Source organism: Mycobacterium sp. NGS68, from assembly GCF_059812195.1.
In genome coordinates this window covers 19,813-42,896 of the sequence record NZ_JCALCE010000032.1, presented here as the reverse complement: position 1 = coordinate 42,896, position 23,084 = coordinate 19,813, and the positions used below count along the sequence as shown (strand labels likewise).

Genomic DNA, 23,084 nt, shown 5'->3' with positions numbered 1-23,084 from the left:
TCAACCCGATCACGTTACCGTCAAGGTGGGCCTGGGTGAACCACCTGACCTGTGACTAGCCTGTGGGGCAGCCGCTCTGCATTCGAAAGACGAAAGGGGTCGAGGGTTGTCTGCCGACAGCTCCCCCGAACAAGCGACCTATCCCGACGACACGAGATTTGCATTTCGTCCCGGCGTCACCTGCTTGACCACGCCCGCGGGCGCCATACTGCTCAATCCACCGCGCAGCGAGAAGCTCACCCGGCTGACTCCGGCCCAGCGACAGGCGCTCAAGGCGCTGAATTTGGGCCCGGTGACCCTGTCGAAACTTGCCACGCCGTCCACCACGTCTCCCGGAGCGGAAACCCGAACGCTGATCAACCGGCTGGCCGCCGGTGGCTGGCTCACGGTCACGGTGCGCAGTGATTCGCCGGACGGACGGGATCAGTACACGATCCAGCCTTTCGGCCGCCCCCCGGCTCGTCCGGTATCGGCGGCGGGACCGGTTCATCTGTCGAAATTCGCCGTCCTCCACCGGGATTCGGAAGGCTTTGTGCTCGAAAATCCGCTGGCTTGGTGCGACGTCCGCATCCACGACCCAAGTCTGCTCGTCCTGCTCGACGGTTCCGGGCCGGACGGCGCCGCAGTGTCGCCGGCCGTCGCGGCACAGTTTCTTGGGGACCTGCGCTGGTGCGGAATGCTGGTTTGGCCCGACGAGTTCGACGGCTTCGAGAGCCGCAGCTGGAGCGCACCGGACCTGTGGTTTCACCGCCGCAGCACGCTCGGTGAGCGCACGGTCACATGGGAGCGTTTCGGTCCCACCAAGTGGGCCAAGCATCGATTTGCGCAACCACCCGCGCGGCGGCCGGACTATCCGGGTCAACCGATCGGCCTGCCCGTTCCCGACTTGGCGGCCAAACGCGCCGAAGACCCGACGCTGACGGCCGTGCTGGAGGACCGAGTTTCCACCAGGACGTTCGACGAAGCCCACCCGATCACCGTCGAACAGCTCGCCGAGTTGCTGTACCGCACGGCGCGGACCCGTCGGACCCAGCCGGTCGGCGAGGGTGAGGAACTGTTGTCGCGCCCCTACCCGTCCGGCGGCGGTGTCTACGAGCTCGAGCTCTACCCGGTGGTGCGCAACGTCGCGGGCCTGGAACCCGGCATGTACCACTATGACTCGTTCGACCACGCGTTGAGGCCAGTTGCAGCCGGGGATTCCCGGCCGGTGTCGCAGCTGATCAAGCCTGCCGCTGCGACGCTCACCGGAGGCGCGGAGCCGCAGGCGCTCGTCGTCATGGCCGCCCGCTGCGGCCGCATCATGTGGACGTACGAACAGATCGGCTACGCAACGATTCTCAAGGACGTCGGCGTGTTAATGCAGACCATCTACCTGGCCGCCACCGCGATGGGCCTGGGCGCCTGCGCACAGGGATTCAGCGACACCGCCGCGTTCGCGGCCGCCGCCGGAGTCGACGAACGGCAGGAATGCAGCGTCGGCAGCATCATCGTCGGCTCCCCCGCTCACTGATCATCCTTCGGCGAGCACCTCTTCGTCGGTCAGGGCGGCGATGTCGAGGTAGTGGCGCGCGATGACGGCCAGTCGTTCGGGCGTGCCGCGCCGGGCCTCCCGGCCTTGCAGGCGCTCCGCGAAGCCGGCCACGGTTCGGGTGGCGAACATATCGGAGACCAGCGCGTGGTCGACGTCCAGCCAGTCGCGCACCCGGGCGATGACTGTCGTGGCCAGCACGGAGTCGCCACCCAGCGCGAAGAAATCGTCGTGCACGCCGAGCGCGTCGACACCCAAGACCTCCGTGACGATGTCCACCAGGGCGGCCTCCACGTCGTTGCGCGGGGCGCCATCCCGGTGCGCCTCCGCGTCCGGCTCCAGCAGCGCGGACACCGCGCGCCGGTCCAGTTTGCCGTTGGCGGTCAACGGAATTTGCGGAAAAAACACGGTGCGGGTGGGGACCATGTAGGCGGGCAGCAGGTCCGCGACCGCCGCGGTGACGTCGCCGACCTCGGTCGGGTCGCCGGCGATGGCGGCCACCAGCTTGGGCGCGCTATCGCCGACGACGGCCGCGACGGCGTGGCGCACTCCGGGCACTGTGCGCAGCGCGCTCTCCACCTCACCCAGTTCGACCCGGTAGCCGCGGATCTGCACCTGGTGGTCGGTGCGGCCGAGGAATTCGATGGTCCCGTCGGGCCAGTACCGGGCCATGTCGCCGGTCCGGTACCAACGGATCCCGTCGTGCTCGACGAAGCGCTGCGCGGTGCGTTCGGGGTCGTTGCGGTAGCCCGCGGCGACATTCGCGCCGCCGACCCAGAATTCGCCGGGCACCCAGTCCAGGCAGTCGCGGCCCGACGGGGAAACTACCCGGCACCGCACGTTGCGCAACGGGACGCCGAACGGCACGGTCGCCCAGTGCGCCGGCGGCTCGCCGATCACCTCGCAGATGGTGTTGTGGATCGCCGTCTCGGTCGCGCCACCCAGACCGGAGAATCGGCAGCCCGGCACCTGCCTGGCCAGCCTGCGGGCCAGGTCGGCCCCCACCCAGTCGCCGCCCAGGGTGACCGCCCGCAGCGAGTTGCCCAGCCGATCACCGCCGAGTTCCAGCACCATATCGAGCATGCTCGGGACGCAGTTGAGAATCGAAACCCGATGGCGCCGAAGCAGTTCCACCCAGGTGGTGGGATTGGCCTTCTGCGCGGCGTCGACGGCGACCAGGCAGCCGCCGACGGAGAACATGCCGAAGATGTCGTACACCGAGGCGTCGAACTCCAGGGCGGACAGGGCCAGCACCCGATCGGCGCTGCCGACGTCGAACCAGTCATTGACGGCGTCGATCGTGTTCATCGCCGCACGGTGCGGCACGTCGACACCCTTGGGCAGGCCGGTCGAACCGGAGGTGAAGATCACGTAGGCGATCTCGTCGGTCTCGGAAAATTCCGGCTGCCGCAACGGCTCCGAGAACTCGCGGGCCGCGTCGATCGAAACGCACGTGATGCCGGGTCCCATGCCCGCGCCCTCAACGGTCAGAGCCGCCACGATGTCGGCGGTCTGCAGGATCTTGGCGCGCCGCCCGTCGGGCTGGTCGAACCCGATCGGCACGTAGGTGGCGCCGACGGCGAGCACCCCGAGCACTGCCAGGATCTGGTCGGGCCCCTTGGGCAGCTGAACGGCGACCGCGTCGCCGGCGCGAACGCCGTTGGCGTGCAACGCTCCCGCCACGGCCAGCGCGCGCTGCGCGAGGTCCCGGTAGCTCCACACCTCGGCGTCGCCGTTGTCGTATATCACGGCCGGCGCGTCCGGGTTGACTGCCGCGTGCTCGAAGAAGCCCTGATGCAGGCATCGTCCGCTGACCGGGCCGTCGGTGGCGTTGGTCGCGGCGCGGACCGTCGCCTGCGCGGCGGGCAGCCGCACCACCGCCTCGGCCGCCCAGCCCGCATCGCCCTGGGCGAGCCGATCGACGGCCCCGGTGAACCTGTCGAACATGGCCGCGATCACGCCCTGCGGGAACGCGGATTCGCGGACGTCCCAATTGACCAGCAAGCCGCCTCGCAACTCGGTGACCTGCGCGTCCAGCAACACCTGCGGGCCTTGCGAGATGATCCACACCGGGTCGCCGAAGGTCTCGACGACGTTGTCGGCGAACAGCTCCCCGAGATCCAGGGCGCTGGTGAACACCACCGGCGCCAGCACCGGCTCGCCCCGGTGTCTGCCCAGGTCGCGCAGCACCTCAAGTCCGGAATAGGCGGCGTGCGCGCCGCTTTCGTACATGTTGCGCTGTATCGCACGCGCTCGGTCGGTGACCGAGACGTTCTCGGTGACGTCGACCTCGAGCATGATCGAGGAGGTGAAGTCGCCGACGACACGATCGATGTCCGGATGCACCGGCTCGCGGTGAAACAACGGGACATTGAGCAGGAAGCTGCTTTGCGCGGACCAGCCGCCGATGGTGTCGGCGAAGACCGCCGCCAGCGCCATGGCCGGTGTGACCCCGCGCCGATGCGCCCCGGCGACCAACCGCTGCTTGGCTGCCGGTGGAAGCCAACGGTCGTAGCGGACCGTGCGGTGTGGCGTCCCGCGATCGCCCACCGGCACCGTCGGAAGCTCCGGTGCGCCCGGCATATCCGCCAACCTCTGCCGCCACCAGTCCCGGTCGCGCTCCCGTGCGTCGCTATCGACGTGACGCTCGGTCCGATAGCGCCGGTAGCTGTACCCGGGTGCCGGCAGCGCCGCCCCGCAATACAGCTCCACCAGGTCTGAGACCAGGACCCGGTAGCTCATCGCGTCGCCGGCGAGCATGTCGATGTCCAGGTGCAGCCGGCTGCGGGCGTCACCCGGTGGGTCGTCACGCAGGGTCAGCGTGACGTCGATGACCTGACCGTCTTCGATTGCCAAGCACTGGTGCGTTTTCCGGTCGCGCAGCTCGGTCAGCGCCGATTCGGTCGCCGCGGGATCCTGCCCGCGCAGGTCGACGAGGCTGAACACCGGCCTGCCCGGCGCCGGCATGGTCTGCTGCGTCCCGTCCGGCAGAAACCGGGTCCGCAGCATCGGATGCGCCGCGACCAGGCCCGACACCGCACCCTCCAGGCGACCGGGATCTATTTCGCCGCCGTCGAATTCGACATAGAGATGGGCCGCGACGCCACCCAGCTCCTGTTCGGCGGAGCGGCCTATCCAGTAGGCGTGCTGCATCGTGGCCAACGGGAAGGGGACCTCGTCGGCCTCCGGCTCCACGGCGACGGGCTCCGCCGCGCCCGGCATCCCGCCGACCTCACCGGCGCTGAGTAGGCCGTGCCAGGATTCGACGGTCGGACTTGCCGCGAGTTCGCCGAACGTGATGCTGGCCCCGCGCTTGCGCCAGCCCCCCGCCAGCGACATCATGCGGATCGAGTTCAGGCCTAACTGGATAAGGTCGTCGTCGTCGGCGAAATCGGTGGCCGGGCAGCCAAGTTGGGCAGCAACCGTTGCCCTGATCTCGTCCCTGCTGATCGCCAGATCGCCGTCGCCGGGCAACGGGCCCATTGTCGTTCCTTCCACACTCATCTACGTCAAAGCCGTTGCGAGCACGCTGATGCCACGCCGCCAGAAATCGGTCAGCCGCTCAATATCGGAGCCCTCGAACACGGCGTCGCTCCACAGCCAATTCGCGGTCAGTTGCGCACCTTCCGGCGTGCCCCGCACCGCCACGGCGATACACAGGGCAAACCGCAGCGGCAGGTCCGGCTCGGGATCCACGGGCAGCGCGTCGAGTTGGGCCCCACCGACCAACGACCAAGGCTGATCCGTCGCACCCGCGAGGTCCAGACGACCCAGATAGCTGAACGTGATCTGCGGGTCCGCGGCCTGTTGCAGTTCTGCCACCCCATCCACGTAACGCAGCAGTCCGTAATCCAGACCGTCATTCGGAATCGCCCGCAAGTGGCCGGCCACCGAATCGAAGAGGGCCCGGGCCGCCTCCGGGCCACGTTCGGCCCGCGCCAGGTCGACGGCCGACGCACCCGCCCCAAGCCGCACCGGGTATGCGGCGTTGAACCAGCCGACGGTGTTGGTGGTGTCGGTGTCCAATACGGCGTCGGCGCGACCGTGGCCTTCCATCGTGATGAGCGTGCCCGCCGCCGGGTCCTGCTCCCGGCTTCGCCGCCAACTCGCGACGGCCATGGTCAGCACAGTCAGCGCGAATTCGTTCATGCCGTCGGCTTTAGAGAGCCGCGCGAGGACGCGCTCGGTGACGTCTACGGGTGTGAGCACCTGGGTCACTTGCAACGTGGACCACCTGTCACAAGCGGGATCGGGGTATCGCCCACCAAGCGCGGGGTCGGGCCCGGCGACCTGCGCGGTCCAGTACTCGCGCTGGGCCTGCACTTCGGCGGTGGCGGCCCGCTGCCACATCAGCTCCGACCAGCGACGGTAGGAGGTGAACTCCGGCAACGTCTTTGGCGTCGCACCGGATTGCACCGCGCGCCACCCCTCGGTGATGTCACCCAGCATGATGTGCCAGGACACTACATCCACCGTCAAATGGTGTGCGGCGACAAGCAATTGGTCGCCACCCTGTCCGCCGGAGAGCCAGACGGCGCGTACCATCGCACCCGCGCGCGGGTCGATGTGATCATTCGCGGCCCGCGCGGCATCCGTTGTGGCCGAGTTCAAATCCGCGTCAGCCGTCAGCTGCACGCGGGACAGCACGTCGGCGGCGCGTACGGCGCCGGGTTCCCGGGTGACCAGCCGCGGGCCGCCCGGGGCGTCCACCAGAACAGATCGCAACATGTCGTGCCCGTCGAGCAGCAGCTGCAGCATCGACTCGATTGACGGACGGTCGATTTCGGCGGGCAGCCGAACCAGCATCATGTGGGTGAAGCGACGATAGCTGCCGTATTCGTAGAGCCACGAGGCGATCGGCAGGGGCAGGATTTCGCCGTAGTCCGAGACGTCCATGTCGGTGCCGGCCTCGGCCCTCGCGTCGATGGCGGCGGCCAGTTCGCGAATCGTCGGGGTCGTGATGACCATGCGCGGACTTACGGACAAACCGCGCCGACGCGCCTTGTGCACCAACGCGATCGCCACGATGCTGTCCAGGCCGAGGGCGAAGAAGTCGTCGTCGACGTGCGGCGTCACGCCATTGAACTGCTCGGCGAAGACCTCGCACAGCACCCGCTCGGTGTCGGTGGACGCCGACGCCGCCCCGTCCTTGGCGACCTGCGACAGCGCCTCACCGGCCAGCAAGTCCAGGGCGTGGCCATCCAGCTTGCCGTTGGCGTTGACGGGCAAACGCGGCAACACCACGATCCGGGCCGGAACCATATAGAGCGGCAGACGCGCGGACAGCGCGGTACGCAGCCGCACGGGGTCGCCATCCGAATCCGGTTGCCACACCACAAAACCCACCAGGCTGGTGCCACTCTCCCGGCGCAGCACCGACACCGCGGCGTCGTGCACCTCGGGCTGCCCGCGCAGGGCCGCCTCGATCTCACCGACCTCGACGCGGTAGCCCCGAATCTTGACCTGGGTGTCGTCGCGACCCAGGTAGGCATAACCTCCGTGCGGGAGACGACGCACCAGGTCACCCGTGCGGTACATGCGCTCCCCCGGCCGCAGCGGATCGGCGACGAACCGGCTCGCGGTCAACGCCGGTCGCGCGGCATAGCCACGCGTTAGTTGCGCACCGGACAGGTAAAGCTCACCCACGACGCCATGGGGTACCGGGCGCAGCGCGGAGTCCAGGACGTAGCCGAAGGTTCCCGCGTTCGCGGTGCCGATCGTCGGCGTCGCGTAGTCCTTGACCGGCGCTACCACCGCCTCGACGGTCATCTCGGTGGGTCCGTAGCAGTTGTAGACCGCGGTATCGGGCAGCGCCCGCAGGCGCTGCCACAGTGCGGTGTCGATCGCCTCGCCACCGAGCGCCAGCACAGGCAGCGGCCAGTCCAGCAGCCCCGCCCCGCCGAGCTGAACCAACATCGACGGCGTCGTGTCGATCATGTCGACGCGATGATCGGCAATGCCTTTCACCAACCGATCCGCGTCCCGCATCTCCTCCGCATCGAACAAGTGCAGAGCGTGACCGTCGAGCAAGCCCACCATCGGCTGCCAGGACGCGTCGAAGCTCAGGGACCAGGCGTGCGCGATCCGCAACGGGCGGCCGACCCGCGCGCGGGCGGACCGGTAGACGCGTTCGCGGTGATCGGCGAAATAACCGAGCACCGCGGCATTGGTGCCGACGACACCCTTAGGCTCACCGGTGGAGCCGGAGGTGAAGATGACATACGCCGCCTGCGCGGGATGACGGCAAACCTCCGGCGCGACGGCGGGACGCCGCGAAATCCGCTCGGCCACCGCGGAATCGTCGAGGAGCAGCGTGGGAACCCGGGCCGCGACCAGGTCCGCGCAGCCGGCCTCGGTGAGGGCGAGGGCCGGATTGGCCTGGCGGAAAATGGATTCGATGCGGGCGCCGGGCAGCGTGATATCGACCGGCACATATGCACCACCGGCGGCGAGCACGGCCAGGATCGCGACGATGGACCGTGTCGACCGCGGCAGGACCAGCGCGACGACGCTTTCCGGCCCGACACCGTGGGCGACAAGTTCTGCCGCCAATCGGCAGGCCTCGGCGTGCAATTCGGCGTAGCTGTAGCGCCGGCCGTCACCCGCGCTCAGCGCGTCGACGTCGGGCGTGGCCCGAACCTGCCGCTCGAACACTTCCCATACCGTCACGTCGTCCGCAGTCAGCGGACGCGCCGCGAGATCGTCCACCTCGGCACGTTCGGCTGTGGTGAGAACATCCAGCGCGTCGGGCGTCGCGTTGCCGATATCGGGCAGCTGGCGCAGCACGGCGACCAATCGCTCACCGATCGTCGCCGCCGGAAGGTGCGGCAGCGCTTCGCGAATCGCTTCGACGAGCACCACCAGCGCGTCGTCCTGCAGGTGCGCGACCACCGTCAGGGGATAGTGCGTCAGGCTCTCCATCTCCACCGGACGGAAGTGTGCGCCGTCCGGTGTGCTGATCGGACGGATGGCGTCACCGATCGGCGCGTTCTCGAAGACGAACATGGAGTCGAACATGGAGCCGCGGCCGCTTTCCCGCTGCAGTTCCGCCAGGCTCAGAAACCCGATGTCGCGCATCGTCGACGACTCGCGCTGCAGCCTGCCGCACTGCTCGACCACCGAGGCGACACTGCTCAGCTGGTGCACGACCGGCACGGCGTTGATGAACAAACCCACCATGGTGTCCACACCGGGCAGGTCCTCGGGACGGCCGGAGACGATGGTGCCGAAGACGACGTCGCGACGGTCGGTCAACCGGCCCAGTACGACGGCCCAGGCGAAAAGCACTGCGGTATTGAGCGTCAGCCCGTTGCGGCTGGCCCATTGGCGCAGCCGCGACGTATCGGCCGCGGGCAGCAGCAGTTTGGTTGTCTGCGGCACCGCGGTGCCGGCGGCGAACGTGCCATCGGCCACCATCAGCGGTTCGGAGACGCCCCGCAGATAGTCGGTCCACCTGGCGACCGCGGCGTCGCGGTCCTGCGCGGCGAGCCAGACGATGTAGTCGCGGTAGGGGCGCGGGACCGGTAGCCCGTCGACCGACCCGCCCGCCCGGTACACCGCGAGCATCTCGCCGAAGAACACCGCGAGCGCCCAGCCGTCCACCAGGATGTGGTGTGCGGTGAAGATCAACCGGCGCCGGGCCTCCCCGGGCACGGTGAGCAGCACGACCCGCAGCGCCGGCCCTCGGCTCAGGTCGAACGGACGACGCCGTTCCGAGCGCGCTATGGCGTCGAATTCCGTTGCTGCCGCCACCCGTTCAGACCAGGGCAGCTCGGCGTGGGCAGGCACGATCTGCACCGGCTTGGGCACGTCGCGGTCCCAGAACGCGGCACGCAGATTGGGGTGGCGGACCAGCATCGCCTGCGCGCTGCTCCGCAGCAACTCGACATCGACCGGTCCGTCGACGTCGACCACGAATTGCATGCTGTACAGGTCGACGCCGTCCTCGGCCATCCGATACAGCGCAAACAGCCCTTCCTGCAGCGGACTGAGGGCGAGAACGTCCTCGATCTGTGACGGCGCCTTGGTCACGACTGCTCGTGCCACGATGCGGTCAGGTCGGCCAGCGCGTCCGGGCTCAGACCCGACGCGCTCATCGGCGTGTATTCCTGCGCCGGCGCCGAATCCGCCTCGGCCGCAGGCTGCTCCGCCGCGGCTGCCACGGCCACGGCGAGTTCGGCGATGGTCATGTGCTCGAACACCATCGGCGGGGTCAACGCCAGTCCCCGCTCATTTGCCTGCGCGGCCCATTTGATGGAAATGATGCTGTCGCCACCGAGCGCGAAGAAATTGTCCTCGCGATCCACGTCGGTGATGTCGAGCAATTCCTCCAGTATCCCGATGAGTAGGCGTTCGGTTTCCCGGGTTTCCGGGGAGTCCGCGGCAACCGCACGCGGTTGCGCCACTCGCGGAGTCGGCGCAGCAAGCAGCTTCTCCAGGTCCGCCGGGGCCAGCAGCGCCAGCGTGGACACGGGCGCGTCCAGGTTCGTTGCGAACGCCTCGAGCATGCGGTCCAGGGCCTCGCCGATGAGCGCAACGGTTTCGGATTCGTAGAGATCGGCATTCGCGATGATCAGCACGTCGAGTTCCCCGTCCGGCGTCACGGTCATGCCCAGGCTCAAATCGAGTAGCGCGACATCAAACTCCAACTGCACCGGAAGGACGGTGGTTTCTCCGGTTTCGGTGAGATCACGCGATGCCAGGGCCCAGTCCTCACCGCGGAAGTTGAGAACGTTCTGGAACAGCGGGTTTCGGGATAGCGAACGCGGCGGATTGAGCGCCTCGACCAGGCGTTCGATGGGCAGTTCCTGGTGGGAAAACGCGTCGAGCACGACATCGCGGCTGTGCGCGATGACGGTGCGCAGGGTCGGATCGCCGGACAAGTCGTTGCGCAGCACCACCACATTGGCGAACAAGCCGACCAGGTTCTGGCTGGCCGGGTCGATGCGGGATGCGACCGGGCTTCCGATTGGAATGTCGTTGCCACCACCGAGTTTGTGCAGCAGTACCGCGAAAACCGCTTGGTAGAGCATGAACTCGGTAACGCCGTTCTGCTCGGCAAGTTGCGTCAGGTCCCCGCGGCGCGCCGCGGACACGGTGAAGGCCAGTACCTTGCCTTGCTTGCCGAGTACCGCCGGCCGGGCATGGTCCGCGGCCACCGAGATCTCGTCCGGCAATCCGGCCAGCGCCGCACGCCAGTAAGCCAGCTGCGCCTGCGCCCAGTCGCTGTCGAGTGCCTTTTGTTGCCAGAGGGCATAATCCACGAAACCCATTGGCAAATCCGGCCACTGCGGTGCCCTTGCCTGCGCCCGAGCGCGGTAGGCGGTGACGAGGTCCTCGAAAAAGATGCGGGCCGACGCGTGGTCGCTGACGATGTGATGGACCAGAACCAGCAGCACATGGGAATCGGGGGCCAACTCCAACAAGGTAACCCCGATCAGCGGACCCGATTCGGGAGTGAAAGCCTGTCGGCGCAAGTCGGTGACCGTCTCGTCGAACCGCCCTGGGGTAACCTGCACCACCGGCAGCTCCACCGACAGTGCCGGCTGCACGAACTGATACGGAACGCCCTCGTGCTCGCCGAAATTCGTGCGCAGGGCCTCGTGACGAGCCACCACGTCATTCACTGCCGCGGTGAGTGCCGCAATGTCCAGCGGACCGGCGAAGCGCAGTCCAAACGGCAAGTTGAAGCCGGCGCGAGCGCCTTCCAACCGGTATTGGAACCACATCGCGAGCTGCGAGTAGGACAGCGGGATCCGTTCCGGGCGAACGGCGACGACGAGTGCGGGGCGGCCGGAACCGGAACTGGAGATCGCGTCGTCGAAAAGCTGGAACTCGTCGCCGAATTCGCCGTCGGGGTCATCCAGCTCGTTGAGGTCGATGTCGAATTCGGTGCTGAAATGCTCGACCAGCCGGGCCGCCAGCCCGGCCGGAGTCGGCGTGTCGAACACCGCGCGGACCGTCAGCTCCACACCGAACTCGGCGCGGATCTGCGCCACCAGCCGCGCCGCCAACAGTGAATGGCCGCCCAGCCCGAAGAACGAGTCCTCGGCTCCGATGCGCTCCCATCCGAACAGCCGGGCGAAGATCGAGCACATGCGGCGCTCGGTGGCCGTCGTCGGCTCCCGGTAGCGGCGGACCGCGACCCGGGTCGGCGCGGGAAGCGCCCGCTTGTCCAGCTTGCCGCTCACGGTGAGCGGGATCTCGGGAATCACCGCAAATGCGGTGGGAACCATGTATTCGGGCAGTACCGACGCGGTATGGGTGCGTATCTCATCCAGATCCAGATCGCCCAAAGAACTTGGCAGGTCGGAGTCCTCGTCAGCCACCGGCACCAGGTAGGCGGCCAGCATGGGCCCGCCCTCGGTGTCCTCGGTGACAACCAGGCAGTGCCGCACCGCCGGATGCGTCGCGATCACCGACTCGACCTCACCGAGTTCGATGCGGTAGCCGCGAATCTTGACCTGCTCGTCGGCGCGCCCGACGAACTCCAGCTCGCCGGAGATGTTGCGGCGAACCAGGTCTCCCGATCGATACAGCCGCATGCCCGGGTTGAACGGGTCGGCGACGAAGCGCTGCGCGGTGAGCCCGGGCCGCCGCAGGTACCCGCGCGCCAACTGCACGCCGCCGAGGTACAGCTCACCGATCACCTCGGCGGGTACCGGCTGCAGCTCCTCGTCGAGCACGTAGGCGTAGACGTTGCGGTTGGGCACGCCGATCGGCACCACGCGCGCGCCGTGCGAGCCCTCGACGTCCATGTGCGTCGAACACACGACGGCCTCGGTCGGCCCGTAGTGATTGCGCAGCCGGGCGTCGAAGTAGCCGGCGAACTTGTCGGCGACCTCACCCGCGAGCGCTTCGCCGCCCACCGGCACGAGACGCAGCTGGCGCCACTCGCTGACCTGCGGCATCAGCAACAGGGTGCTCAGCATGGAGGGCACCATGTGCAGCACGGTGACGCCATGGCGGCTGATCAGATCGGCGACGTAGGCAATGTCCCCCCAAGAGTCCGGCTTGGGCACCACAAGCCGCGCGCCGAGCGACAGCGTGACGAAGATGTCGAGCAGCGACGCGTCAAAGCTCACCGACGAGGACTGCAGCAGCCGGTCCTCGGCGGTCATGCTCCACTCGGCGACGAAGCCCTGCACGTGCTCGGCGATCGCGCGGTGCGATACGGCCACACCCTTGGGCTGGCCGGTGGAGCCCGACGTGTAGATGACGTAGGCCAGGTTTTCAGGACGCAACGGCCGGACGCGGTCGCCGTCGGTCACCGGCGCGTCCGAGAGCTGCGCTGCGGCGGCTTGCGCCGCGGCGAACTCGTGCGGACCGATCACCGTCTGCGGACGTGAGTCGGTGACCAGGTATTCGATGCGGTCCTCGGGATAGGCGGGATCGATCGGCAGGTACGCCGCGCCCGCCTTGAGCACGGCGAGCATCGCGACGATGAACTCGATCGATGTCGTCATCCGCAGGCCGATGATGTCTTCGGGCCCGAAACCCTGGCCGATCAGCCAGCGCGCCAAGCGATTCGCGCTACGATGCAGTTCGTCGTAGGTCAGTTCGGCCTCGTCGGAAACCAGTGCGGCCGCGTTCCCACGTTCAGCCGCCGCGGCCTCGAGCACCGCGACCACCGTGGTGGCCGGCTCGACGACGAGTTCGCCGCGCGACTGCGCCAGCACGGCATCGCGCTCACCGTCGCCGAGCATGTCCAGGCTCGTCAGGCGCCGTTCGGGCCGAGTGAGCGCGTTCTCCAACAGCCGCACATAGTGCGCCAACATCTGTTCGACCAGAGCGGAACCCAGCACGTCGGTCTGGTACTCGAACTCGATGAGCACCTGCGCGTCGAGCACCACCGCGAGGGCAAGCGGCAGGTGCGCGGTCACCGCGCCCAGGTCGAGTTGCCGCACGCTCACGCCGTCCAGCGCGAAGCCGCCGGCGCTCTTGCGCATGGAGAAACCCAGCCGGACAAGCTGGTCCATGCCGTCGTGGCCCATCCGCTCCGGGTTCGCCTCGCGCACCACCCGATCGATGCCTACCGACTGGTGGGCGAAACCGTTGAGGCAGGTTTCGCGCACCGCGCCGACGAACGAAGCGAAGGTATCGTCGGGCCGCGCGACCATCCGCAGCAACAACGTGTTGCCGAAATACCCGATCGCGCCCTCCGCCGCCGCCCTGCGGTCGGTCACCGGCACCGAGATCAGGAAATCGGATGCGCCGGTGTAGCGGCGCACCAGCACCCCGTACGCCGCCAGCAGCACCATGAACGGCGTCGCCGAGTGCTCGCGGGCAAAGTCTTCGATCCGCCTGAAGAGCTCGGCGGGCAGCGCCTGGGTGCGGCGTTCCGCGCTCCTGGACGGGTGCGCGGCCGCCACACCGGGCAGCTCCAGCGGTTCGGGCGACGGGCGCAACGCGTCAGCCCAATAGCCGACGTCAGCCATGGTGGGTTCCGCCGGGGCACGATCGAGCACCTCGACCGAGACATACTGCGGCGCTTCATCCTTCGTGCTGTCCGATCGCCGGCCGTTGTAGGCGTCGCTCAGGTCGCGCGCGAGCACCGCCCACGAGTCGTCGTCCCAGCTGATGTGGTGCACCACCAGCAGCAGCACGCATTCGTCCGGACCGGTGCGGACAAGGGTGATCCGCAGCGGCAATTCGTCCATGAGGTTGAACGTCCGACCGAACTCCTCGCGCGCCAGCGCCTCGACCCGACGCTCCCGCTCGTCCTGCGGCAGATCGGTCAGAACATGCCCTTGCCAAGCGATCTCGACATCATCGGAAAAAACCTGGTACGGGTCGCCCTCGCTGTCCACCCCGTATCCGGTGCGCAGGATGGAGTGGCGCGCGGCGACTTTCTCGAACGCCGCGCGCAGCCTGGACTCGTCCAGGGCACCCGTCAGCCGGTACGCGACACAGATGTTCATCGTGGAGTCGGTGGGATCCATCGACTGCAAGAACCACATCCGGCGCTGGCCGGTCGACAACGGATACCGCTCTCCGGCGCGCGCCCGCGGCCGATCTGACCCCCCAGCCGCTAAACCACTTTCGGCGATCCGTCTGCGCAGCAGCTCGCGACGACGTTCCTCCAGGCTCTTGGCATCGTCTGCCATCGCTCGTCTCACTCCTGACATTCGGTTCGGCGGAACTAACCCTGGTTGTTCAGATAGCCACCGCTCACAAAGAACTCATCCCCACCGCGCTCGACCCCGTCCGCGCCGCGGACGCGCGTGATGACCAGTCCGCGGTTTTCGCCGCGATGCGCATCGGGCCCGCACACCACAGCGCCACCGCCCTCCTGCGCGATCACCCGGCCGGGCGTGCCGCCGTACCGCGCCCCGGAGACACGCGCGCCCAGCACCTCGATCCGCGCGCCGCGGTAGCAGCTGAACGCGCGCGGATATGGATCGGAGAGGGCGCGCACGAACCGCTCGAGATCCTCGGCCGGCCAGTTCCAGTCGATCAAACTGTCGCGCGCCGAACGCTTGTGGAAGTACGTCCGCTCGGATTTGTCCTGCGGTCGCCAGACTGCGGTCCCGGATTCCAACGCGCTCAATGCATCCCGCAGCGCCCCCGGGATCAGGTCCATGGCGCGCAGCACCAGCTCGGTGCCGGTGTCGGCGGGTCCGACGGGCAGCGCATGCTGAATCAGAATGTCCCCGGTGTCCAGGCCGTCGTCCATCCGGTGCACCGTCAGACCGAACTCCGTCGCGCCGCTGATCAACGCCCACAGCACCGGGGAGAATCCGGTGAACTTCGGCAGCAGCGAATCGTGCAGGTTCAGGGTGCCGTGCGGCGGCAGGTCGTACAGTTCCGGCGGCATCCAGGTGTACCAACTGTTGACGACGATGACGTCGGGCTGGGCCCGCCTGACCAGGTCGATGGTCTCGGCGTCCACCCGTTCGGTGACACGCACCGGGATGCCCTGGCCGCGGGCGAGGTCCTCGACCGACTCCGAAAAGATCGCCTTGTAGGAGTCTTCGCTGGCCGGATGGGTGACCGTGAGGACGACGTCGTGATCGAGCTCAAGCAACGCCTGCAGGGTCCTGAAACCCCAGGTCTGGAAGCCGAACGACACCACCCGCATCCCGCGAACCCCTCTAACTCTGCGCAACCCGGCCGGGCTAAAATTGCAAAGCCGCACGCCGAGTCCCACGACCGATAACCAGTCCAGCAGATTATGTTAGCCTTCGCTAAGTTATGTCGCTCTTGCGGCTGTCGAGACGACTCCGTGAGGTGAGCGCCCGACACCCGCGCCACCGCAGCAACGCATTGAGTTGCGACTCGTCCTCGGGACGTTTCTCGCTGCGCCGGCTCCGCCCGGACCAAGACCTCGACCTGGTGCATTCCTGGATGAATGACTCCGAGGTGGCCCGCTTCTGGAACATGGCGTGGCCCCGAGACGAGGTAGCGTCGTATCTCCGTCGACAGGTCCTCAGCGCGCATTCCACGCCATACGTGGGCGCGCTGGACGGCGTCCCGATGAGCTACTGGGAGCTCTACCGCGCCGATCTCGACCCGCTCGCCCGCCACTACTCCGCGCGCGAGCACGACCTCGGGATCCACCTGCTGCTGGGTCCGGCCGAAAGCCGCGGGCGGGGCCTGGCCGTCGAACTACTGCGGGCGGTGTCGACCTGGCAGCTGAGCCAGAACCCGCGCGCCAGCCGAGTGGTCGCCGAGCCCGACGTCGAGAACATCCGGTCGATTCGGGCGTTCGAGCGTGCCGGATTCCGGCGTACCACCGATCTCGACCTGCCGAACAAGCGGGCCACCCTCATGGTCCGTGATCGCGAGCCACTCCACACGCGCGAAGTGGCGGAACCACGCCCTTAACGTAGAGGTCAACGGGTTCAGACGTGGAATTACCGCATCGGCAGTTTATGTTAGCCTTCGCTAAGTTGCGCGGCTGCCGAGGCCGTCGCCGCGACAGGTACACGAGAGGTTGTAGCGCATGCCGCGGACACTGGGGTGGATCAGACAATTCCACAAACCGGAGTCGCCCGAAGGCCTTCCGCTGCTGGTTTTCCCGCATGCCGGGTCGGGCGCATCGGCCTACCGCGAGTTTTCGAAGGTGCTGAGCGCGCAGTTCAATGTGATCGTCTTCCAGTACCCGGGCCGCCAGGACCGCGCGGCGGAGGCGCTGCTGGAGTCGCTCCCCGAGATCGCCGCGGGGGCATTCGACGAATTCGCGAAGTCGGATCGCAATGGTGGCCTGCCGATCGTCATGTTCGGCCACAGCATGGGAGCGTTGGTCGCCTTCGAGTTCGTCCGGCTCGCCGAGGCCGACGGACTCGATGTGCGCTTGCTCAATGTCTCGGCCGCGGTTGCGCCGAGCAACGCGGCGGCCAAACCGTCGCATCCCAAGACTGACGAGGAGATCCTTGATCATCTCGCGGCGCTTGAGGGCACCGATTCGGGCGTGATCGCCAACCGCGACCTCATGCGCCTGGCGCTGCCCGTCATCAAGGCCGACTACCGCGCGTTCGACGCCTATACCTGCGCCGACGACGTCAAGGTGGCGGCGCCCATTCACGCGATGGGCGGCGATCAGGACCCCTACATCACGCTGGGCGACCTGTACGGCTGGGGCAAACACACGGACAACGCCAAGGTGACGATGTTCGACGGCGGGCATTTCTATCTGAACTCGCATGTCGACGCGGTCGCGAAGTTGTTGGCAACCAGCGTGCAATGCGAGCAAACCGGGTGAGCCACAACGGATCTGCCGTCACGGCCGCAAGCGACCCGATAGTCATCACCGGGATGGCCGTCGAGGCGCCGGGCGGCATCGACACTCCCGGTGCGCTCTGGTCCGCGCTCGCCGAATCCAGGGAATTGCTCGGTCCGTTTCCCCGCGATCGGGGCTGGACCGTGGACGATCTCCTGTCGACGTCGCGGGTAGCGGACGGTTGGCGGCAGGTCTGCGATTCCGGCGGATTCCTGGACGGCGCAGCGGCATTCGACGCTCCATTCTTCGGGCTCACGCAGCACGAGGCGATGGTGATGCACCCGCAGCAGCGGGTCGCGATGCGGGTGGCGTGGAAGGCATTGGAGAACGCGGGAATCAATCCGGGCGCACTCGAGGGTGCGGAGGTCGGTTGTTTCGTCGGAATGTCGATGACCGAATACGGCCTACGCACCACGACGGTCGACGACTACACGGGATTTCGGACCGTCGGCATGGGACAGCTGGGGGGTGCCGGCCGGATCTCGCACTGCCTCGGGCTGGTCGGCCCTTCGATATCCGTGGATTCGGCGTGCGCGTCGTCGCTGACCGCGGTGCAGCTGGCCGCCAACGCGGTGCACATGGACGAATGCGACTGGGCGCTCGCCGGTGCGGCGTGTGTGCTCGGCGAGCCCACCGGATTTTACGAATTCTCCCGCCTCAACGCCATCTCCGCGGATGGGCATTGCCGCGCATATTCCGACGATGCCACCGGGACAGTCTGGGGCGAAGGCGCGGGAATGGTTGTCGTCGAACGTGAATCGCGCGCGCGACAGCTGGGACACCGGATCTATGGCCGCATAGTGGCCATCCGCACCAACCACAACGGCAAGGGCAAGCCGATCCTGGTGCCCCGCACGCGAGCCCAGGCGCAGCTGGTGACCAAGACCCTCGACGCGGCGGGCATCGACCCGGCCGACGTCGGAATGATCGAAGGGCACGGCACCGCCACCCTGGCCGGTGACCCACAGGAATTGATCGCCCTGCACAAAACCTACGGTGCGGCGGGCTCCGAGGCGCTGCTGGGCTCGATCAAGTCGAATGTCGGCCACGCCCAGGCCGCGTCGGGAATGCTCGGGCTGATCAAGCTGCTGCTCGCGGGCCAACACGGCCACATCCCGCCAACCCTGTTCGCCGACAACCCAACCAAGACGGTGGACTGGGACCAGAGCGGTCTGCGGCTGGCCACCAAGCTGCACCCGTGGGAGCCGAAAGACGGTGTCCGTTACGGCGCCGCATCGTCATTCGGCGCGGGCGGCGCCAATGCCCACGCAATCATCGCCATGCCCGCTAGCTCCGGGGAGTTCGAACGAGGCAGACAGTGAAGCCCCTTACCTATCGTCTTCCGGACGGCACCATTCCCGTGCTGGTATCGGCCGACACCCCCGAGCTGCTGCGGGCCGAGGCGATGGCCCTGTTGTCCTATCTCACCAACCATCCCGACGCGGAGCCGCAGGCGATGGCCGACATGCTGTTTCGCACGCGCATCGCCCGCCGGCACCGGGCCCTGGCCATGGTGGCCGACCGCAACGGTTTGTTCGACGCGCTGCGGGCGATTCTCGACGGCGACGACCATCCCGCGCTCGTCCGGACCAACGCGGCCGCCACGGCCCGGCGGCCGGCGTATATCTTCCCCGGGCAGGGCGCTCAACGGCCCGGGATGGGCAGGCTCTTCTATGATTCGGTCCCGGCGTTTCGCGCCGAAGCGGACCGCTGCGCCCAGGCCTTCGCGAGCCGGCTCGGCGAGTCGCCGCTGGATTACCTTCTCGACGAACACCTTTCGGCCGAAGACAACGCACGCACCGTCCAACCCGCGCTTTTCACCCAGATGGCCGGGCTGGCCGCGATGTGGCGGTCATTCGGGGTCCTGCCGGAGATCACCATCGGGCATAGCCAGGGCGAGATCGCCGCGGCCTACGTGTCGGGGATGGTCACCCTCGCGGACGCCGTCAGCGTCATCGACGTGCGCGCACGCGCCGCCGACGAGTTCGAATCCGGTGACTACGCGATGGCTGTCGTCGCCGCCGACCGCGACACGTGCGAGGACCTGCTGGCGCGTTGCTCGGGTTGGGCGCAGCTGTCCGTGATCAACTCGCCGAGCATGGCGGCGATCTCCGGCGACCGCGACACCGTCCAGGACATCGTCGAAACACTCACCGAGCGCGGCATATTCGCGCGGGTTATCCGCGTCCGTTATCCCGCGCATACCAGCCTGATGAACACGCTGGCCGAGAAGATGCGCGCGGCCACGCAGGGCGAGGTGCAGAATGCGAAATTCCTCGATGCCGAAATCGGTTGCCTCGGCGCCACCCTCGGCGGACCCCTGACGCGCGACCTCTCACCCGAGCAGTACTGGTTCTGGAACCTGCGCAACACCGTTCGCTTCGACAAGGCGATCGCCGCGGCGCTACCGCTCGGCATCGACACCTTCGTCGAACTGGCCGACCACCCCAACCTGTTGTTGGCAACCCAGGAGAATCTCGCCGCTTTGCAGGGCGAAGGCGGACGCGCCGGTCTTGTCGTGGGCACCTCCAACCGCGCGGCAACCGACCTCGGCGAGTTCACCCGCAATCTCGCGCAGTTGGCCGTTCACGACCTGAATTACCGGTGGGAGTGCCTGGGCACCGACCCTGAGGGCCCCGCGCCCATGCCGTTGCTGGACTTCCCGAACACTCAATTGAACGAGATCCGCCTCTGGCAGCCGTATCTCCCAGCCGCGCCGCACGCGGTTGCCACAGTGGAACCGGCGCCCCGAGCCGCCGCCGAAACGACGCCGGCGCGACGTTTCGTCGAGGAATGGGAACGGCTTTCGCAGCGCTCGCTCACACCGCCGCGCGCCATCGGCATCGTCGATCACACCGGAGCCTGCGCGGAGGTGGCCGCCGCGCTGTGCGCGGCTGCCGCAAGCCTCGGTGCCACGGCCAGCGTCTGCGACAACGCGAGCCTTCCAAGCGATCTCGATACCCTGGCGATACTCCTGCCCCCATCGCCCGAACTGGACGACTACGCCGCCGCCGCCGAGGTCGTGACATTCTTCTCCGGCCGGACGTGGTGGCCGGGACTCAGCGGCGCGATCACCGATTGCTGGCTGGTGACGGTGGGCGGCGAGGCGGTGGTGGCCGACGACGGGCCACCGGATCCGGTGCATGCGGCGGCAAGCGCGGGCTTCCGCAGCATCGGCGCCGAGCACCCGGGCGTCGGCTTCAAGCACCTCGATCTGCCTGGCGGAGCCTCGGCAACCGACGCCGCGAACGGGATCCTCGCCGCGCTGCACACCGAGAAAGAGCCGGAACTGGCGCTGCGCAACGGCGGCCTGTACGCCAAGCGGATAGCGGAGGGCGAACCGGTTCCCGCCGTCGACGGTGCCCCGCCCCACCATGTGCTCATCATCGGCGGCACTGGCAACCTGGGGCTCGAGTTCTGTGATCACTACGCGCGGCGCGGTGCGGGCCGAATCACGTTGGTGAGCAGGTCGGGCGAGACCCCCGCCGGGGTCGCCGACCGGCTGCGGCAAATCCGGTCGGCCGCCAAGTCCGACGTCCGCGTCGTGCGCTGCGATGTGGGCGACCATGCCGCGGTGGCGCGGCTGGCCGGTGACCACCACGACGCGCCGGCCGACCTGATCGTCCATGCCGCGATGGACTATTCGGCCGTCGAGCTGGACGACATCACCGCCGATATGGTCGAACGCGCGCTGCGGGCCAAGGTTGTCGGCACCGCGCGGGTGCTCGCCGCGTATCCCCGGACCGACGACTGCCGCGTCGTGCTCTGCTCCTCGGCAAGCGCGACGATCGGCGGGCGCGGCCAGATCGTCTATGCCGCGGCGAATCGGATGCTCGATGCCATGGCGCACCGGCTCCGCGCCGATGGCCTGGACTGTGTTTCCGTGCAGTGGGGCCAGTGGACTGTCCTCGACCTCGATGCGGCCGGCATGGCGCGCCTCACCGCGATCGGCGTCATTCCCATGACGCCCACCGATGCTCTCGCCGTGGGGACGAAGGCGTTTCACGACAATGCCATCATCGTGGCCTACGATTTCGATCGCGCGCGTCCCGTGCTGGAGGCCCTTGGCTACGGCCCACTGATTTCGCGGCTGACGTCGGCGCCCCCCGCCGAGATCGACTGCCCTGCAACGGATCAGGACGTGCCGGGACGACTGCTGGCGCTGCTGGCCACGGCTCTCGGTGTGGAGCGCGCCGAGGACATCGATACGTCGGTGCCGATGGTTGGGCTCGGCCTGGACTCGTTGCAGGCCCTCGAACTGCGCCGCCGCGTCCAGATCGAGTTCAATCACGACCTGGAAGTCTCGGACCTGTTGGGCGGTGCGACCATTGCGGATGTCTTAGCGAAGCTCGGCGGCTAGCGCTGCGCGGCGCTACGGCACTTCATCGTCGTCTTCGCTTGGTGCGGTGAGGTTTTCGGGGTGGTGGAACGTGTTGGTGCGGGGTTGGCCGTGGTCGAGGTGGGCTGGGGGTAGCCATTCGGTGTCGCCGTTGGTGTTCTTTCTGGTGGTCCAGCCTTTTTCGGCGAGGCGGTTGTCGGGGCCGCAGGCCAGGGTGAGGTCGGTGATGTCGGTGCGGTGGGTGGTGGTCCAGCCGCTGACGTGGTGGACCTGGCCGTGGTAGGCCGGGGCATCGCAACCGGGCTTGGTGCAGCCGCGTTCCTTGGCGAAGAGCATCAGCCGCTGGGCGGGGGTCGCGAAGCGTTTGGCGTGGTAGAGCGCCAGCGGTGTGGCGCCGTCGAAGATGGCCAGGTAGTGGTGCGCATTTGGCGCCCAGCGGATGATGTCGGATATCGGGACCAGGGTGCCCCCGGCGGTCAGTGCCTTGCCGGTGGCGTTCTCTAGGTCGTGCAGGGTGGTGGTGACGATGATCGACACCGGCAACCCGTTGTGGCTGCCCAGCACGCCGGCGGCGAACAGGGCGCGCAGCCCGAACAGCATGCCGTCGTGATTGCGCTGGGCCTGGCTGCGGCTGTCGCGTTGGGCGGCGTCTTGGTCGGGGTCGGTGGCGGGGTTGTTGTCGGCGGGGTTGCACGCTCCTGGGGCCGCCAGCTTCGCTTGCATCGCTTCCAGGGCGGCGCGCAGTTCGGGGGTGATCAGGCCGCTGATCGGCGACATTCCGTCGCACTGCTGCTTGCCCAGGGTGATGCCGCGTTTGCGGGCGCGTTCGGCGTCGCTGTAGTCCCCGTCGGGGTGCAGCCAGTCCATGATCCGGCGGGCGTATTTGGCGACCTCGTCGGGACGGAACTGGGTGGCTTTGCCGGCCAGATCGGCCTCGATGGCCGAGCGGGTTGCCGCGTCGATGTCGGGGGGCAGGTGGGTGAGGGTTTCGCGGATCACCTGGACATGGCCGTCGCCGAGGCGGCCGTCGCGTTGGGCGGCCGCGGTGGCTTCCAGTCGTGGTGCCAACCGTTGGCCCGTCAACGCCCGGCGCTCGCCGAGATCCGCGGCCTCGGCGACCCGGCGTGAGGCGTCGGCTTTGGTGATGCGCAGTCGATCCGCGATCGCCGCGCGCAGTGTCCCGCCCAGCTCGTCCTCCCCGGCTTGCGCGGCGAGCTGGTTGATCACCGCGTGCTGCGGGGCGCTCAACCGCCGCGCGACGATCTCCACACGCTCCAGGGCCCGCATCAACTCCGGGGTGGTGAACACGTCGAAAGTCAGCTCACACAGCCGGTCTACCTCAGCATCGAGTGCGGCGAAGACCTCCACAATCTCCTCACGCGAACTCGCTGACATGCCCCAAAGTCTAGGGAGACCCACCGACAAGAATGCCTACCCTGTGACCACTGAAACCAGTGTGGCCCAAGGGATTAGCGTTTCGCTATGCCGCGACCCTC

General features: G+C 67.9%; 10 protein-coding genes. 5 read left to right on the top strand and 5 right to left on the bottom strand.

Annotation, left to right across the window (positions count from 1 at the left end):
• The first annotated feature begins 106 nt into the window (after positions 1-106).
• Positions 107-1,510 carry a SagB family peptide dehydrogenase gene (locus AC5Y5V_RS25520; RefSeq protein WP_499940737.1) on the top strand — a complete coding sequence of 468 codons (1,404 nt, stop codon included), beginning with the start codon at positions 107-109 and terminating at the stop codon, positions 1,508-1,510.
• Here AC5Y5V_RS25520 and AC5Y5V_RS25515 read toward each other — a convergent pair whose 3' ends face one another.
• Genes AC5Y5V_RS25515 through AC5Y5V_RS25500 form a run of 4 tightly spaced genes read right to left on the bottom strand, consistent with a single transcriptional unit; the run spans position 1,511 to position 15,608 of the window.
• Positions 1,511-5,011 (bottom strand): non-ribosomal peptide synthetase, encoded by a 3,501-nt coding sequence (locus tag AC5Y5V_RS25515; RefSeq protein ID WP_499940736.1) that lies wholly within the window; start codon positions 5,009-5,011, stop codon positions 1,511-1,513.
• Between the two features lie 21 nt (positions 5,012-5,032).
• Complete coding sequence (locus AC5Y5V_RS25510) at positions 5,033-9,559, bottom strand: amino acid adenylation domain-containing protein (RefSeq protein WP_499940735.1); 4,527 nt, start codon at positions 9,557-9,559, stop codon at positions 5,033-5,035.
• Positions 9,556-14,634, bottom strand: a complete 5,079-nt coding sequence (locus tag AC5Y5V_RS25505) for an amino acid adenylation domain-containing protein (RefSeq protein WP_499940734.1) — start codon at positions 14,632-14,634, stop codon at positions 9,556-9,558. Before AC5Y5V_RS25505 ends, AC5Y5V_RS25510 begins: the two co-directional genes overlap by 4 nt.
• 35 nt (positions 14,635-14,669) lie before the next feature.
• Positions 14,670-15,608 (bottom strand): methionyl-tRNA formyltransferase, encoded by a 939-nt coding sequence (locus AC5Y5V_RS25500; RefSeq protein WP_499940733.1) that lies wholly within the window; start codon positions 15,606-15,608, stop codon positions 14,670-14,672.
• A 149-nt stretch (positions 15,609-15,757) separates the two neighbouring features.
• Here AC5Y5V_RS25500 and AC5Y5V_RS25495 point away from each other — a divergent pair, with 149 nt between their 5' ends.
• The 4 genes from AC5Y5V_RS25495 (at position 15,758) to nbtC (ending at position 21,609) form a co-directional block, all read left to right on the top strand.
• Positions 15,758-16,354 carry a GNAT family N-acetyltransferase gene (locus AC5Y5V_RS25495; protein ID WP_499940732.1) on the top strand — a complete coding sequence of 199 codons (597 nt, stop codon included), beginning with the start codon at positions 15,758-15,760 and terminating at the stop codon, positions 16,352-16,354.
• Positions 16,355-16,472: 118 nt separating this feature from the next.
• Positions 16,473-17,231: a thioesterase II family protein gene (locus AC5Y5V_RS25490; protein ID WP_499940731.1), complete on the top strand. Its 759-nt coding sequence runs from the start codon at positions 16,473-16,475 to the stop codon at positions 17,229-17,231.
• Positions 17,213-18,571: a beta-ketoacyl [acyl carrier protein] synthase domain-containing protein gene (locus AC5Y5V_RS25485; protein WP_499940730.1), complete on the top strand. Its 1,359-nt coding sequence runs from the start codon at positions 17,213-17,215 to the stop codon at positions 18,569-18,571. The genes AC5Y5V_RS25490 and AC5Y5V_RS25485 overlap by 19 nt, the downstream gene beginning before the upstream one ends.
• A complete protein-coding gene (nbtC, locus tag AC5Y5V_RS25480; protein ID WP_499940729.1) occupies positions 18,568-21,609 on the top strand; it encodes a nocobactin polyketide synthase NbtC in 3,042 nt (1,013 codons plus the stop codon). The genes AC5Y5V_RS25485 and nbtC overlap by 4 nt, the downstream gene beginning before the upstream one ends.
• 12 nt (positions 21,610-21,621) lie before the next feature.
• On the opposite strand, the gene AC5Y5V_RS25475 is transcribed toward nbtC, so the two are convergent.
• Complete coding sequence (locus AC5Y5V_RS25475; RefSeq protein WP_499940728.1) at positions 21,622-22,983, bottom strand: HNH endonuclease signature motif containing protein; 1,362 nt, start codon at positions 22,981-22,983, stop codon at positions 21,622-21,624.
• Between the last annotated feature and the right edge of the window lie 101 nt (positions 22,984-23,084).

Bases quoted from the DNA above. Each gene is read 5' to 3' on its own strand.
- AC5Y5V_RS25515 (WP_499940736.1), bottom strand. From the start codon at position 5,011: ATGGGCCCGTTGCCCGGCGACGGCGATCTGGCGATCAGCAGGGACGAG.
- AC5Y5V_RS25505 (WP_499940734.1), bottom strand. From the start codon at position 14,634: ATGGCAGACGATGCCAAGAGCCTGGAGGAACGTCGTCGCGAGCTGCTG.
- AC5Y5V_RS25500 (WP_499940733.1), bottom strand. From the start codon at position 15,608: ATGCGGGTGGTGTCGTTCGGCTTCCAGACCTGGGGTTTCAGGACCCTG.
- AC5Y5V_RS25490 (WP_499940731.1), top strand. From the start codon at position 16,473: ATGCCGCGGACACTGGGGTGGATCAGACAATTCCACAAACCGGAGTCG.
- AC5Y5V_RS25485 (WP_499940730.1), top strand. From the start codon at position 17,213: ATGCGAGCAAACCGGGTGAGCCACAACGGATCTGCCGTCACGGCCGCA.
- AC5Y5V_RS25475 (WP_499940728.1), bottom strand. From the start codon at position 22,983: ATGTCAGCGAGTTCGCGTGAGGAGATTGTGGAGGTCTTCGCCGCACTC.